The sequence below is a fragment of the Pseudarthrobacter sp. NPDC059871 genome (assembly GCF_042731175.1).
In the GTDB taxonomy this organism is placed as follows: domain Bacteria; phylum Actinomycetota; class Actinomycetes; order Actinomycetales; family Micrococcaceae; genus Arthrobacter.
The window spans coordinates 173,741-187,202 of the sequence record NZ_JBHWJV010000010.1 but is presented as its reverse complement, the minus strand read 5'-3'; the positions used below and the strand labels follow the sequence as shown (position 1 = coordinate 187,202).

General features: G+C 66.6%; 12 protein-coding genes. 9 read left to right on the top strand and 3 right to left on the bottom strand.

Annotation, left to right across the window (positions count from 1 at the left end; all coding sequences use genetic code 11):
- Positions 1–128 precede the first annotated feature (128 nt).
- Positions 129–1,592: an isochorismate synthase MenF gene (locus ACFV4R_RS14865; RefSeq protein ID WP_377203154.1), complete on the bottom strand. Its 1,464-nt coding sequence runs from the start codon at positions 1,590–1,592 to the stop codon at positions 129–131.
- A 124-nt stretch (positions 1,593–1,716) separates the two neighbouring features.
- On the opposite strand from ACFV4R_RS14865, the gene ACFV4R_RS14860 reads away from it, so the two are divergent.
- The 4 genes from ACFV4R_RS14860 (at position 1,717) to ACFV4R_RS14845 (ending at position 6,207) form a co-directional block, all read left to right on the top strand.
- Entirely contained in the window at positions 1,717–2,490 is a 774-nt protein-coding gene (locus ACFV4R_RS14860) for a demethylmenaquinone methyltransferase (RefSeq protein WP_377203153.1), read from the top strand.
- A 3-nt stretch (positions 2,491–2,493) separates the two neighbouring features.
- The gene (locus ACFV4R_RS14855; protein ID WP_377203152.1) at positions 2,494–3,825 is read left to right on the top strand and encodes a geranylgeranyl reductase family protein; all 1,332 of its coding nucleotides are present in this window, start codon (positions 2,494–2,496) and stop codon (positions 3,823–3,825) included.
- A complete protein-coding gene (locus ACFV4R_RS14850) occupies positions 3,822–4,922 on the top strand; it encodes a polyprenyl synthetase family protein (RefSeq protein WP_377203151.1) in 1,101 nt (366 codons plus the stop codon). Before ACFV4R_RS14855 ends, ACFV4R_RS14850 begins: the two co-directional genes overlap by 4 nt.
- Positions 4,923–5,382: 460 nt before the next feature.
- On the top strand, positions 5,383–6,207 hold the full coding sequence (locus tag ACFV4R_RS14845) for a DUF559 domain-containing protein (protein ID WP_377203150.1): 825 nt from the start codon (positions 5,383–5,385) through the stop codon (positions 6,205–6,207).
- 164 nt (positions 6,208–6,371) lie between these two features.
- On the opposite strand, the gene ACFV4R_RS14840 is transcribed toward ACFV4R_RS14845, so the two are convergent.
- Together ACFV4R_RS14840 and ACFV4R_RS14835 are read right to left on the bottom strand one after the other, a co-directional pair.
- Positions 6,372–6,797 (bottom strand): hypothetical protein, encoded by a 426-nt coding sequence (locus ACFV4R_RS14840; RefSeq protein WP_091722276.1) that lies wholly within the window; start codon positions 6,795–6,797, stop codon positions 6,372–6,374.
- Positions 6,798–6,856: 59 nt separating this feature from the next.
- Positions 6,857–7,513: a trimeric intracellular cation channel family protein gene (locus ACFV4R_RS14835; RefSeq protein WP_377203149.1), complete on the bottom strand. Its 657-nt coding sequence runs from the start codon at positions 7,511–7,513 to the stop codon at positions 6,857–6,859.
- A 60-nt stretch (positions 7,514–7,573) separates the two neighbouring features.
- Here ACFV4R_RS14835 and ACFV4R_RS14830 point away from each other — a divergent pair, with 60 nt between their 5' ends.
- Genes ACFV4R_RS14830 through ACFV4R_RS14810 form a run of 5 tightly spaced genes read left to right on the top strand, consistent with a single transcriptional unit; the run spans position 7,574 to position 13,417 of the window.
- Positions 7,574–8,443, top strand: a complete 870-nt coding sequence (locus ACFV4R_RS14830; protein ID WP_377203148.1) for a sirohydrochlorin chelatase — start codon at positions 7,574–7,576, stop codon at positions 8,441–8,443.
- A gap of 54 nt (positions 8,444–8,497) precedes the next feature.
- The gene (locus ACFV4R_RS14825) at positions 8,498–10,243 is read left to right on the top strand and encodes a nitrite/sulfite reductase (protein ID WP_377203147.1); all 1,746 of its coding nucleotides are present in this window, start codon (positions 8,498–8,500) and stop codon (positions 10,241–10,243) included.
- A complete protein-coding gene (locus tag ACFV4R_RS14820; RefSeq protein ID WP_377203146.1) occupies positions 10,243–11,046 on the top strand; it encodes a phosphoadenylyl-sulfate reductase in 804 nt (267 codons plus the stop codon). Before ACFV4R_RS14825 ends, ACFV4R_RS14820 begins: the two co-directional genes overlap by 1 nt.
- Positions 11,043–11,990, top strand: coding sequence for a sulfate adenylyltransferase subunit CysD (gene cysD, locus ACFV4R_RS14815; RefSeq protein ID WP_377203145.1), 948 nt, complete (start codon positions 11,043–11,045; stop codon positions 11,988–11,990). Before ACFV4R_RS14820 ends, cysD begins: the two co-directional genes overlap by 4 nt.
- On the top strand, positions 11,990–13,417 hold the full coding sequence (locus tag ACFV4R_RS14810) for a sulfate adenylyltransferase subunit 1 (RefSeq protein ID WP_377203144.1): 1,428 nt from the start codon (positions 11,990–11,992) through the stop codon (positions 13,415–13,417). The genes cysD and ACFV4R_RS14810 overlap by 1 nt, the downstream gene beginning before the upstream one ends.
- The last annotated feature ends 45 nt before the right edge of the window (positions 13,418–13,462 follow it).

Here is a 13,462-nt window from a genome sequence, read left to right as displayed (position 1 = left end):
GGTTCATAGTGTAGCGCCGAATGTGAGATGTGCATCACAGGAAACTTAGTTTCACTATTGGATAACTAAATTACCCGCACTTTCAAGCCTAGGCGAAGCCCTGCTGTCTCGGATACCGGACGTTTGGGCTAACTGCGGATGCCGAGCGATTCCAGCATCGGCCTGAACTTGGCCCACGTCTCGGCCAGTTCCGCCTCCGGCTGCGACCCGTCCACGATGCCGCAGCCCGCATACAGCCGCACGGTGTCCGGGGATTCGATCACAGCGCCGCGCAGCGCGATACCCCACTCGCCGTTGCCCGCAGCATCCAGCCAGCCCACCGGCCCGGCGTACGGTCCGCGGTCCAGGTGCTCCAATTTGCGGATCAGCGCCCCGGCCACCTGCGTGGGGGTTCCGCAGACCGCGGCTGTGGGATGCAGGGCATTGATGAGGGCCAGGCAGGTGGGAACGTGGCCTTCCACCTCGGCGAGTTCGGCCTTGACGTCGGAGGCCAGGTGCCAGACGTTGGGCAGCTCCAGGATGAACGGTTCGTCGTGGGCGTTCATGGCTTCGGAGAACGGGGCCAGCTGGGAGGTCAGCGACTGGATGGCGATCTCGTGCTCATGCCGCTGCTTCTCGGAGCCTGCCAGTACCCGGGTGGCGTAGTCCATGGGCAGGCCGTCCTCGCCATGGGCGTCCCGGCGGTCAAGGGTCCCGGCCAGCACGCGCGCCTGGGCGGTCCGCCCCTCCACCTGGATCAGCATCTCCGGAGTGGCGCCCACCAGTCCGTCCACGCCGTACGTCCAGCATTCGCGGTAGCGGGCGGCCAGTTCGCGCAGCACCTGGGAGGCGTTCACGCCGCCGGGAATCGTGGCCACCACATCGCGCGCCAGCACCAGCTTCTCCAAGGCACCTGTCCGGATTTCCTCCACGCCGGCGGCCACGGCGTCCATCCACGCTTCTTCGCTGAGCGATCCGGTATGCAGTGTTGCTCCCGCGGCCAGGGGGAGGGGGCGTACGACGGCGCCGCCCTCCTTCGCGGGAACCGCACCCTGGTGGGCGTCCTCGGCTGAGTCCGCTGCCGCCGTCGTAAGTCCTGCAGGCGCAACTGCTGCCGGCGTGCTTACGGCCGGCGTGGTTCCTGCCGGCACAGACCCGCTGACGGACTTGCTGCCCAGCCAGCGCTCCAGCGCGGCCAGGGCGCCCGCCTCGGTGAGCGGGCCGTCGTCGAACGTCAACTGCGTGAGCCACGCCGTGTTGTCCCGCACGCCCACCACGATTTCCGGGACGATCAGGCGGGATTCGTGGGCGGACGTTTTGGAGAAGGCGAAGGAGCCGAAGGCCACGGGCCCGGTGCCGGGAAGCTCCACGGAGTCGGTGACGCGGGCTTCCAGGACCAGGTGGCGCCACCAGATGTCCGCCTCGAGGAAGCGCTCCGGGCCGGTGGCGGTAAACCGGGCGATCTCGCCGAAACCGGCCAGGCCGGCCTCCCGCCGGGTCCAGCAAAGGACGTCGTCCCGCACCAGAAACGCAGGAAGCCCCCCGGGAAATTCTTTTCCATCCAGGGGGACTGTCAGGCTTTTCAGGAGTCCAGTGCCGATCGTGCTCGTCATGATGAGACAACACTAGTACTTAAAAATGCTGACCTTGCCGAGCAACTTCCGGTGCCGGAACGGGCAGTTGGGGAAACCTTGGGGCTTGGTCCGGACCCACCGGAACATTTGAGACAATGTCATGGTGAACCGAGCATCCTTGGATAAGCGTCCGGACGAAGTAGCCACGATGTTTGACGACGTCGCACCGAAATACGACGTCGTCAACGATGTCCTGTCCATGGGGCAGACCCGCCGCTGGCGGAAAATCGTGGTTGATGCGATGGAAGTCTCCAAGGGCCAGCGGGTCCTGGATCTCGCCGCCGGAACCGGCACGTCCAGCGAGCCATATGCCGATGCAGGCATAGACGTGGTGGCGTGCGACTTCTCCCTCGGGATGCTCAAGGTAGGCAAGCGCCGCCGCCCGGACATCGACTTCATCGCTGGCGACGCCACGAACCTGCCCTTCGCGGACAACACCTTTGACGCCACCACCATCTCGTTCGGCCTGCGCAACGTCAACGAGCCCAAGAAGGCCCTGGCGGAGATGCTCCGGGTCACCAAGCCGGGCGGCCGGCTGGTCATTGCCGAGTTCTCGCAGCCGGTGGTTCCGCTGTGGCGCACCATGTACACCGAATACCTGATGCGTGCCCTGCCCGCCATCGCCGTCAAGGTTGCCTCCAACCCGGACGCGTACGTCTACCTCGCCGAGTCCATCCGGGCCTGGCCGGACCAGGACCACCTGGCTGCCTGGCTGCAGGACGAAGGCTGGGAAAACGTCAACTACCGCAACCTCACCGGCGGCATCGTGGCGGTCCACCGCGCGTTCAAGCCGGCCGGTGCCCCGGACGGCGCAGCAGCCGCCATCGCCGCGCACAAGGGCCCCGTGGCCAAGCTGCGCCGCAACATCACCCGCTGACCTGTGGAGGTACTGATTGTCGGCGCGGGTCCGGCTGGATCCACCGCCGCGTATTACCTGGCCAAAGCCGGTCTCTCCGTCACGGTGCTGGAGAAGACCAGCTTTCCGCGCGAGAAGGTCTGCGGTGACGGGCTGACGCCCCGGGCAGTCCGCGAAATCCAAAAGCTCGGCCTGCCGCATCCAGAGGGCGAAGGCTGGCGCCGGAACAAGGGGCTCCGGCTGATTGCCGGCGGCCGTACCATCGAGCTTCCCTGGCCCGAGGTGTCCGACTTCCCGCAGTACGGGCTCATCCGCACGCGCCTGGGCTTCGACGAGGAACTGGCCCGGCATGCCGAGTCCGCCGGCGCCACCATCCTTGAGCGGCACAGCGTCACCGAGGCCCTGCGCTCCGAGGACGGCCGCGTGACAGGTGTCCGCGCAGCGCTCCTGGACGAGTCCGGACGAAAGACGGGGGAGACGCGCGAGTTCAGTGCCGACGTCGTGCTTGCTGCGGACGGAAACTCCACCCGCACGGCCGTCTCGCTCGGCATCCAGAAGCGTGACGACCGTCCGCTGGGCGTGGCCGTCAGGACCTACTTCACTTCGCCCCGCACGGACGATGACTGGATGGAAGGCTGGCTGGAACTGCCCGGCCGCGACGGCAAGCTGCTGCCCGGCTACGGCTGGGTGTTCGGCGTGGGCGACGGCACCTCCAACGTGGGCCTGGGGATCCTGAACTCCTCCAAGGACTTCGGCAAGCTCGACTACAAACAGGTCCTGCGCGAATGGACCGCCGGCATGCCGTCCGAGTGGGGCTTCACGCCGGAAAACCAAGTGGGTGAAATCCGCGGTGCTGCCCTGCCCATGGGCTTCAACCGCACTCCGCACTACTCGCCGGGGCTGCTGCTGCTCGGCGATGCCGGCGGCATGGTGTCCCCGTTCAACGGCGAAGGCATTTCCTACGCCATGGAGTCCGCACGGTTTGCCGCCGAGTTCATCATCGACGCCTCCTCGCGGTCCGCGGCAGCAGGCGGAACGTACGACGCCGATGCGCACCTTTCCCGGTACGCGGACTACGTGCGGGACCAGTGGGGCTCGCACTTCACCCTGGGCCGGGCGTTTGCCACGCTGATCGGCAAGCCTGCCGTCATGAAGCTCGCGCTGCGGACCGGCATGCCCATCCCGGTGCTGATGCGGTTCGTGGTGCGCCTGCTGGCCAACCTGACCGATCCGTCCGCCAAGGGCATCGAGGACCGGATGATCCGGGTCCTTGAATCCCTGGTGCCGGCCACATCCAATGCCTCCCCGGCGACGAATCAGCGGTATCCGCAACAAAAAGTTAGGGTTAACCCGTGACCAACTCCGCAGACCACAGCTGGACGCATGCCGGGCACGGCCTGCCGGACTCCGAACCCAGTCTTAACACCACCGCCATTGCCACCGGCCTCCAGCTGCCGGCGGGCTTCGCCGCCATCGCCGGGGACCCCGAGCTGGGCCCGGCCATCACCAACAACCTGGCGCGCGTGGAGAAGAAACTGCGTGAGGCCATCGCCAACTCGGATCCGCTGGCTGACGCGACGTCGCGCCACCTGGTGGAAGCCGGCGGCAAGCGCATCCGGCCGCTGCTGACCCTGCTCTGCGCCCACCTCGGGGACGCATCGCTGCCCGCCGTGGTGCAGGCCGCCGTCGTGGTTGAACTGACGCACCTCGCCACGCTGTACCACGACGACGTCATGGACTCCGCGCCCTTCCGCCGTGGCGCACCCACGGCCCACGAGGTGTGGGGCAACTCGGTGGCCGTCCTTACCGGCGACCTGATCTTCGCCCGCGCCTCCATCCTGGTATCGGAGCTGGGTGGCCGTGCCCTGGGCATCCAGGCCCGGACGTTTGAACGGCTGTGCCTGGGCCAGCTGCACGAGACAGTGGGACCGCGGCCGGACGAAGACCCTATTGAGCACTACCTGTCCGTCATCGCGGACAAGACCGGTTCCCTGGTGGCGGCCTCCGGCCAGTTCGGTGCCATTTTCTCCGGCGCCGACGAGGCCTACGAGGACGTCCTGGTGGAATACGGCGAGAAGGTGGGAGTAGCTTTCCAGTTGGCCGACGACGTCATCGATGTCACCGGCGTCAAGGTAAAGTCCGGCAAGTCGCCTGGCACCGACCTCCGTGAAGGCGTCCCGACGCTCCCGGTCCTGTTCCTGCGGCGCGATGCTGCCGCAGGTGACCAGTCCGCCGTCGACCTCCTCACCCTGATTGACGGCGACCTGTCCTCTGATGAGGCACTGGCCGCAGCTGTTGCGGGGCTGCGCGAGCACCCCGTGACTGCTGAATCGTGGGTTGTTGCCCGCCGGTGGGCCGATGAGGCCATCGCTGCGCTGGCGCCCCTGCCCGAGGGAGTCGTCAAGGATTCGCTGTCCAACTTCGCTGTTGCCGTGGTGGACCGCGCCAGCTGACCTGTTGTGCGTCGAAGCCCGGTGCCTTCCCACGGTGCCGGGCTTCTGCTTTTGTGGGCTTGTGCATGGGCCTTCTGCGCTGGCGGTGCTCGCCGGCCTGGCTGCAGGTTGCTGTTGGCAGTTTGCTGTTAACGGGATAGCCCCGGTGCCCAGCAACCGAAGTTGCTGTGAACCGGGGCTATCTCTCCGTTCGCATCAGATCCGCCGGAGGCGTTTAGCGGATCCGTGAACAGCTTATGACACATCTGTCACAGATTGCAAGTCTTAATTTACTGAGAGTGTCATAAGGTTTCCGCGCTGAGAATCCCCGCGTTTGAGGGGCCGGCGACGTCGAATCCCGGCGTGTCGTCATGGCTCGCCGACGCTGCGCCCCAAATCCGGGGAGACTCAGCGCCGTGGGTTTTGCACATAGGGCTGTCCGCACGTCCCGCCGCCGGACCGTAACAGCTGTGCTTGCTGGATGAACGTCTCCAGCTTCCTCAGCAGCCGGGCCGGCTCCGTTGCCCGCACCTCTACTGTTCTCAGGGCCGGTTTCTCGGACCGGGATATCCGCAACGCCGTGGCTGCCGGAGCCGTCCGCCGGCTGCGGCATGGCGTGATTGCCCTTCCCGGCGCAGCACCTGACCTGGTTGCCGCAGTCCTCGGCAACGGACTGCTCACCTGCGCCTCCGGAGCCAGCCATCGCGGGCTGTGGTTGCTGCACCAGCCGGAGGCCGTCCATCTGCTGTGCCGGCATGCCGGTCCACCGAATGCCGTAGTCCACCGCGGGTCTCTGGTCCGGCACGGAACGGTGGAGCCAGTGGCAAGCGTCACGGACATCCTCATTCACGGATTGCGGTGCCTGCCACAGCTTGAGGCAGCAGTCATGCTGGAGAGTGCCGTCCGGCAAGGCGTCACCACTTTGCCGTACCTGCGGTGCCGGCTGCCGGGTAACCGCAACGGATCAGCCCGGAAAGTGCTGGACCTTGTCGATGGAACCGCGGACTCGCCCATCGAAGTCGTGGCCCGGCTCCTGTTTCGTGCGGAGGGTATCCACACCGAGACGCAGGTGGACCTGGCGGGCATCGGCATCGTCGACTTCCTGTTGGAAGGCTTCCTGATTATCGAGATCGATGGCGCAAGCCACCTTGAGCCGCGGCAGGTCAAGAAAGACCGGTCCAGGAACAACGCCAGCACTCTGAATGGCTACGTGGTGTTGCGGTATGGATATGCGGACGTGGTTCACAGCCCACGGAAAGTGGTCGCGGAAGTTTGGCAGGTGCTCAAGGGCAGGGTCATCCGCTGATACTCCCCAGGTTTGATTTGCGTCAGCGCGGGCGCGCCGTCATAACCGGGGAACACGCCGTCGGACGCTCCCAAAGGTGAGGAATCCCAGCGGAATCGCCCTGGGGAATCCCAGCGGAACCGCCGCGGGCAAACCCCAGGCAACCCCAGCCAGCCCGAAGGGTTTTAGTCTTCTTCGTCCCCGAAGGCCCACTCGAACATGTCGAACACGAACTCGGAGAAGGTTCCCTCTTCGGACTTCCACTGGCCGCGGGCATTGTTGCGGCGGTAGACGATGGGGTCGGGGACGCTGAGGTCGCCGGTGCGGAAACCCCAGGTGTACTCCTCTTCCTCGTCCTCAAGGAACATCAGGAAGCCTTCGTCGTCTACTTCGAGCTCGTCCGGGTCCCAGAAGTAGTGGTAGGCCTCCATCAGGTCCTCGCAGCCACCCACGGCGAGGTAGAACTCGCGGAGGACCAGGGGGATCTGGAACTGGTGGTCGGCGAGGGCCTTGTCCAGCTCCTCCGCATCCAGGCCGTCCTCTTCCTGCCATTCGTCCTCGAGATACTTTGGAACAAGCGCGCGGAACTTCTCGAGGAACATGTCAGTCATGCTCATATCCTAGCCAATTCCGGGCCCGCCAAAATGCCACCGCAGGCGCCCCCGGGGCTTCAGAAGTTGCTGTCTTTGCCCCGCCGGTGCCACCCGTTGACCGCAAGGGGTGCCTGCCAGGAACGGCGCCACGCCAACACCCGGAAGGTGAACACCACGGCGGCCACCCCGGCTGCCGTCAGGACGTTGAAGACGCCCAGGAGCCACAGCACGGTGGTCATCGCTGCCCCCACGAAGGCCGGCAGCGCGTAGATGGATTTCGGGTTGAACAGCTCGGGCACCTCGTTCGCGGTGACGTCGCGGAGCAGGCCGCCGCCCACTGCGGTGGTGACCCCCAGCAGTACTGATGCCACGGGGTTCATGCCTGCCGCCAGTGCCTTGAGCGTTCCGGTCATGCAGAACAGGGCCAGCCCGCCGGCGTCGAACAGGGTGAGCATGGAGGTGAAGCGCTGGACGCTGGGAAACAGGAAATACACCAGGGCCGTGGCCAGCAGGGGCGGCACCAGGTATGCCGGCGTGGTGAATGCCGCCGGCGGTCCGCTGTTGAGGATGATGTCCCGGATCACGCCCCCGCCGAGCCCCACCAGCGATGCCAAAAGCAGGGAACCCACGATGTCGATATGCTTCCGCGCGGCCAGCAGCGAGCCCGACACGGCGAAGAAGAAGACACCGAGCAGATCCAGCCATACCGGGGCGTTGTCAAAGGCGAAAGTCATCAAAGGTCCAGGTAATTCAAGAAGGGCGGACGGGGCGGCTCCAACGTTACGCTAGCCCCTATGAACAGCCCCATCATGATCGCCTGTGCCCACGGGACGTCCAGCAGTCACGGCGCTGCCGAGGTCAACGCCCTGCGCGCCGCCATCGCCGAGCTCCGGCCGGGACTCGATGTCCGCGAAGCCTACGTCGATGTGCAGCAGCCGGACCTGGTGGACGTGGTGGCAGGCCTCCCTGAAGGGGAACCGGCAGTGGTGGTGCCGTTGCTGCTCAGCGTGGGATACCACGTGAAGGTGGATATTGCGCGGGCCGTGAAGAGCCGCCCGGGAAGTACGGCAGCTGCGCCTCTGGGCCCGGACCCCAGGCTGGCCCAACTGCTGGACCAAAGGCTTCGCGAGGCAGGCACCACGGATAACGACGTCATTGTCCTGGTGGCCGCCGGGTCCTCCAACCCCAATGCCGCCGTCAGCGTAGAGGAACTCCTCGGCCAGCTGCGCGAGCTGCGGTCCAACCGGATGGTGGCCGCCTATGGTGCCTCTGCTAAACCCTCCGTGCCCGACGCCGTCGCGATGCTTCGCGAGGAGCTCGCCGGAGGTGCCGGCGCAGGGGAGTCCGCGGGAGCGGTCGACGTCGGAGGGCGGGTGGTGATTGCCTCCTACCTCCTGGCGCCGGGCTTCTTCCACGACCAGCTGGCCAAAGCCGGGGCCGACGTCGTGACCGAACCGTTGCTGCCGTCCCCGGTCCTCGCCGAAATCGCGCTGGACAGGTATGACGCCGCCGTCGCAAAAGCCAGCGAAGCCGCCGTCCACGCGACAGCCGAAGCATCCGTCCGGGCACCTCAAGAGGCCCCTGCGGAACCGGCCGCAAATGCACAGCAGGGTGGCTTCTTCAAGGCTGTCCGGCGTTTCGTGACGAAATATTTCCCTAGGTGACCTCGCATTTCCGGTCCTTTGTGACGCTATTCGAGCGGGACCTACAGTCGTTGCATGACTGATACAGCTCTAGCCGGAGCGTCCGCGGATTCCGCTGCCTCCAAGCACCCCGCCCGCCCGTCCCGCCCTGCTGCAAAGCCGCACGGGCAGTGGAAGGTTGACGGCAAGACCCCGTTGAACGCCAACGAAACCTGGAAACAGGAAGACGACGGCCTGAACGTGCGCGAGCGTATCGAGACCATTTACGCCAAAGAGGGCTTCGACGCGATCCCCGGCCAGGACCTGCACGGCCGGTTCCGCTGGTGGGGCCTGTACACCCAGCGCAAGCCCGGGATCGACGGCGGCAAGACCGCAACCCTTGAGCCGCACGAGCTCGAAGACAAGTACTTCATGCTGCGCGTGAGGATCGACGGCGGTGCGCTCACCACCGAGCAGCTGCGCGTCATCGGCCAGATCTCCGTGGACTTCGCCCGCGACTCTGCCGACCTCACCGACCGCCAGAACATCCAGCTGCACTGGATCCGGGTGGAGGACATCCCCGAGATCTGGAACCGCCTTGAAGGTGTTGGCCTGTCCACCACCGAGGCCTGCGGCGACGTGCCCCGCGTCATCCTGGGCTCGCCCGTTGCCGGCATCGCCAAGGACGAGATCATCGACCCCACCCCGCTGATCGCCGAGCTGGGGGAGCGGTTCATCGGCAACCCGCTGCTGTCCAACCTGCCGCGCAAGTACAAGACCGCCATCACCGGCCACCCCAGCCAGGACGTGGTCCACGAGATCAACGACTTTGCACTGGTGGGCGTGGAACACCCTGAACTGGGCATCGGTTACGACCTGTGGGCCGGCGGCGCACTGTCCACCAACCCGATGCTCGGCAAGCGCCTGGGTGCGTTCGTCAGGCCCGAAGAGGCTGCCGACGTGTGGCTCGGCGTCACCAGCATCTTCCGTGACTACGGCTACCGGCGCATGCGCACCAAGGCCCGCCTGAAGTTCCTGATGGCGGACTGGGGTCCGGAGAAGTTCCGCCAGATCCTCGAGGACGAATACCTGGGCTACAAACTGGCCGACGGTCCTGCCGCGCCGAAGCCCACCACCCCCGGCGACCACATCGGCGTGCACGAGCAGAAGGACGGCAAGTTCTTCATCGGCGCCACCCCGCTGGCCGGCCGGCTGTCCGGTTCGGCCCTGGTCAAGCTCGCCGACACCCTGGAGGCCCGCGGCTCCTACCGCCTGCGCACCACCCCGCACCAGAAGCTCGTGGTCCTGGACATCGAGAAGGACCAGGTGGAGCCGCTGGTGGCTGAGCTGGACGAGCTGGGCCTGTCCGCCCGCCCGTCCGTGTTCCGCCGCGGCACCATCGCCTGCACCGGCATCGAATACTGCAAGCTGGCCATCGTGGAGACCAAGCACACGGCCGCCACCGCCGTGGCCGAGCTGGAACGCCGCCTGGGGGACCTGGCCACGTCCGGCGAACTGCCGCAGGCACTGTCGCTGCACATCAACGGCTGCCCCAACTCCTGCGCCCGCATCCAGACCGCGGACATCGGCCTGAAGGGCATGATGCTTCCCACGCCCGACGGCGATCCCTCCCCGGGATTCCAGGTCCACCTGGGCGGCGGGCTGGCATCCAACGAACGCGGCGAGGCCGGCCTGGGACGTACGGTCCGCGGCCTCAAGGTGTACGTTGACGACCTGCCCGACTACGTGGAACGCGTGGTCCGCACGTTCGTGGCCCAGCGTGCCGAAGGCCAGACCTTCGCCGAGTGGGCCCACGCAGCAGACGAGGAGGCACTGCAGTAATGTCCAAGCACGCACTCGGAGTTGACCCCGTGGCTGCGCCGGCCGAGGCTTCGGCCCAGGTCGAGGCCACGGTGGCAGCCACAGTTTCAACAAGCCCAACCACCAAACGCTCCAAGGAAGAACTGAAGGCCCTCGCCGAAGCCGGCGCCGCCGAGCTCGGCTGGGACGCCCCCGCCCGCGACGTCATCGCCTGGGTGGAGCGGAACTTCGACCTGCCCGCCGTCTCCGTGGCCTGCTCCATGGCCGACGCCGTCCTGCCGGCGCTGGTCGCGGACCAGATGCCCGGCGTCGACGTCCTGTTCCTGGAGACCGGGTACCACTTCCCGGAAACCTACGCCACGCGTGACGAGGTGGCGGCAAACCTCCGCGTCAACGTGGTGGACGTCCTTCCGGAGAACACCGTGGAGCAGCAGGACCGGCTGCTGGGCAAGGACCTCTTCGCCCGTGACGCCGCCCAGTGCTGTGCCCTCCGCAAAGTGGCGCCGTTGCAGCGCACCCTGGCCGGCTATGAACTCTGGTTCACCGGTGTGCGCCGCGATGAAGCCCCCACCCGGACCAACACACCGCTGGTCAGCTGGGATGAGAAGAACGGCCTGGTCAAGGTCAACCCGATGGCTGCCTGGACCTTCGACCAGCTGGTCGAGTACTCCGAAGACAACCTCCTGCCCGTCAACCCGCTCCTCGCCCAGGGTTACCCCTCCATCGGCTGCCAGCCCTGCACCCGCAAGGTGGCACCCGGTGAGGATCCCCGCGCCGGCCGCTGGGCGAACTCCGACAAGACAGAATGCGGACTACACGTATGAGCACTTCACTAACCGAGGAGACCACCCAGGTGACTGACTCCGCCGTCTCAACGCGACTCTCCAGCCTGGACACCCTCGAGTCCGAGGCCATCCACATCATCCGCGAGGTTGTTGCCGAGTTCGAAAAGCCCGCCCTGCTGTTCTCCGGCGGCAAGGACTCAGTGGTGATGCTGCACCTGGCCACCAAGGCTTTCTGGCCCGGCAAGGTCCCGTTCCCCGTGCTGCACGTGGACACCGGCCACAACTTTCCCGAGGTCATCGATTTCCGCGACCGGACCGTGGAGCGCCTGGGCCTGAAGCTCGTCGTCGGCTCCGTCCAGGAGTTCATCGACCGCGGCGAGCTTGCCGAGCGCGCCGACGGCACCCGCAACCCGCTGCAGACCGTCCCGCTGCTGGACGCCATCCAGCAGAACAAGTTCGACGCCGTCTTTGGCGGCGGCCGCCGTGACGAGGACAAGGCCCGCGCCAAGGAGCGGATCCTGAGCCTCCGCGACGAGTTCGGCCAGTGGGACCCGCGCAACCAGCGCCCCGAGCTGTGGAACCTCTACAACGGCCGGCACACGGTGGGCCAGCACGTCCGTGCGTTCCCCATCAGCAACTGGACCGAGCTGGACATCTGGCGCTACATCGAGCGCGAGGACATCGAGCTCCCCGGCCTGTACTACGCCCACGAACGCGAGGTCTTCGCCCGCGACGGCATGTGGCGCGCAGTGGGCGAAGTCTCCCAGCCGCGCGAGGGCGAGGACGTCATCACCAAGACCGTTCGCTACCGCACCGTGGGCGACATGTCCTGCACCGGGGCCGTCGAGTCCAACGCTTTCACCGTGGCGGACGTCGTGGTTGAAGTTGCCGCATCCACCCTGACCGAACGTGGCGCCACCCGAGCAGATGACCGCATCTCCGAGGCCGCCATGGAAGACCGCAAGAAGGACGGGTACTTCTAATGACCACCGAAACTGTATTGCCCGGCACTGCCGGTGGCCTGGAATCAGCCCTGCCCACCACCTTGTTCCGCTTCGCCACCGCAGGATCGGTCGACGACGGCAAGTCCACTTTGGTGGGCCGCCTCCTTCACGATTCCAAGGCCATCCTCGCTGACACGCTCGACGCCGTCGCCCGTACGTCCGCTGACCGCGGCTTCGGCGGCGAAAAGGGCGGGATCGACCTCGCCCTGCTGACCGATGGCCTGCGGGCCGAGCGCGAACAGGGCATCACCATCGATGTGGCCTACCGCTACTTCGCCACCGACCGCCGCAGCTTCATCCTGGCGGACTGCCCCGGGCACGTTCAGTACACCAAGAACACGGTGACTGGCGCGTCCACCGCGGATGCCGTCGTCGTCCTCATCGACGCCCGCAAGGGCGTGCTGGAGCAGACCCGCCGGCACCTGTCCGTGCTGCAGCTGCTGCGCGTTGCCCACGTGATCGTGGCCGTCAACAAAATCGACCTGGTGGACTTCAGCGAGTCCGTGTTCCGCGACATCGAAGCCGACGTGCAGCAGGTGGGCCGCGAACTGGGCCTGGGTGTGGAATCGAATACTGGTGGGATCTCGGATCTTTTCGTGGTTCCGGTGTCCGCCCTCGACGGCGACAACGTGGTGGAGCGCTCGGAGCGCACCCCCTGGTACACCGGCCCAGCGCTGCTCGAAGTCCTGGAAACCCTGCCCGCCGCCGATGAGCTGGAAAGCCACCTGGAGAGCTTCCGCTTCCCGGTGCAGCTGGTGGTCCGGCCGCAGGGAGCGCTGGCTCCCGACGCCGTAGCAGCCGGACTGGACGTTGAGGCTTACCGTGACTACCGCGCGTACGCCGGCCAGATCACCGAAGGCTCCGTGAAGGTGGGGGACCAGGTATCCGTGCTGACGCCGGGCCAGGCCCCGCGAACCACCACCGTGGTGGGCATCGACTTCGCCGGAAAGTCCCTCGAGGAAGCCGCCGCCCCGCAGTCCGTGGCCGTCCGCCTGGCTGACGAGTTCGACGTCGCCCGTGGCGACACCATCGCCGCCGCCGGCACCGTCCGGGAAGCCACTGCAGACCTCTACGCAGCTCTCTGCTGGCTTTCCCCGAAGCCCCTCCGTGAGGGCCAGAAGGTGCTGGTCAAGCACGGTACCCGCACCGTCCAGGCGCTGGTCCGCAGCGTTTCCGGGAAACTGGACCTGGCCTCCTTCAAACTTGAGGGCGCATCCAGCCTGGAGCTCAACGACATCGGCCACGCGCAGCTCCGGCTCGCCGCGCCGCTGCCGCTGGAGAACTACCTGCACCACCGCCGCACCGGTGCGTTCCTGGTGATCGACCCGCTGGACGGCAACACGCTGGCAGCCGGCCTGGTCAAGGACCACCCGGGTGACCATGAGGATGAGCGCTACAGCATCTAGCTGTCACCGAGATCGCTGGAACGCTGCGAAATCGCCTTTACGGCG

Excerpts from the sequence above, each read along its gene's own strand:
- ACFV4R_RS14825 (WP_377203147.1), top strand. The coding sequence starts at position 8,498 with ATGACTGATACAGCTCTAGCCGGAGCGTCCGCGGATTCCGCTGCCTCC.
- ACFV4R_RS14840 (WP_091722276.1), bottom strand. The coding sequence starts at position 6,797 with ATGACTGACATGTTCCTCGAGAAGTTCCGCGCGCTTGTTCCAAAGTAT.
- ACFV4R_RS14810 (WP_377203144.1), top strand. The coding sequence starts at position 11,990 with ATGACCACCGAAACTGTATTGCCCGGCACTGCCGGTGGCCTGGAATCA.
- ACFV4R_RS14830 (WP_377203148.1), top strand. The coding sequence starts at position 7,574 with ATGAACAGCCCCATCATGATCGCCTGTGCCCACGGGACGTCCAGCAGT.
- cysD (WP_377203145.1), top strand. The coding sequence starts at position 11,043 with ATGAGCACTTCACTAACCGAGGAGACCACCCAGGTGACTGACTCCGCC.
- ACFV4R_RS14865 (WP_377203154.1), bottom strand. The coding sequence starts at position 1,592 with ATGACGAGCACGATCGGCACTGGACTCCTGAAAAGCCTGACAGTCCCC.
- ACFV4R_RS14845 (WP_377203150.1), top strand. The coding sequence starts at position 5,383 with ATGAACGTCTCCAGCTTCCTCAGCAGCCGGGCCGGCTCCGTTGCCCGC.
- ACFV4R_RS14835 (WP_377203149.1), bottom strand. The coding sequence starts at position 7,513 with ATGACTTTCGCCTTTGACAACGCCCCGGTATGGCTGGATCTGCTCGGT.
- ACFV4R_RS14820 (WP_377203146.1), top strand. The coding sequence starts at position 10,243 with ATGTCCAAGCACGCACTCGGAGTTGACCCCGTGGCTGCGCCGGCCGAG.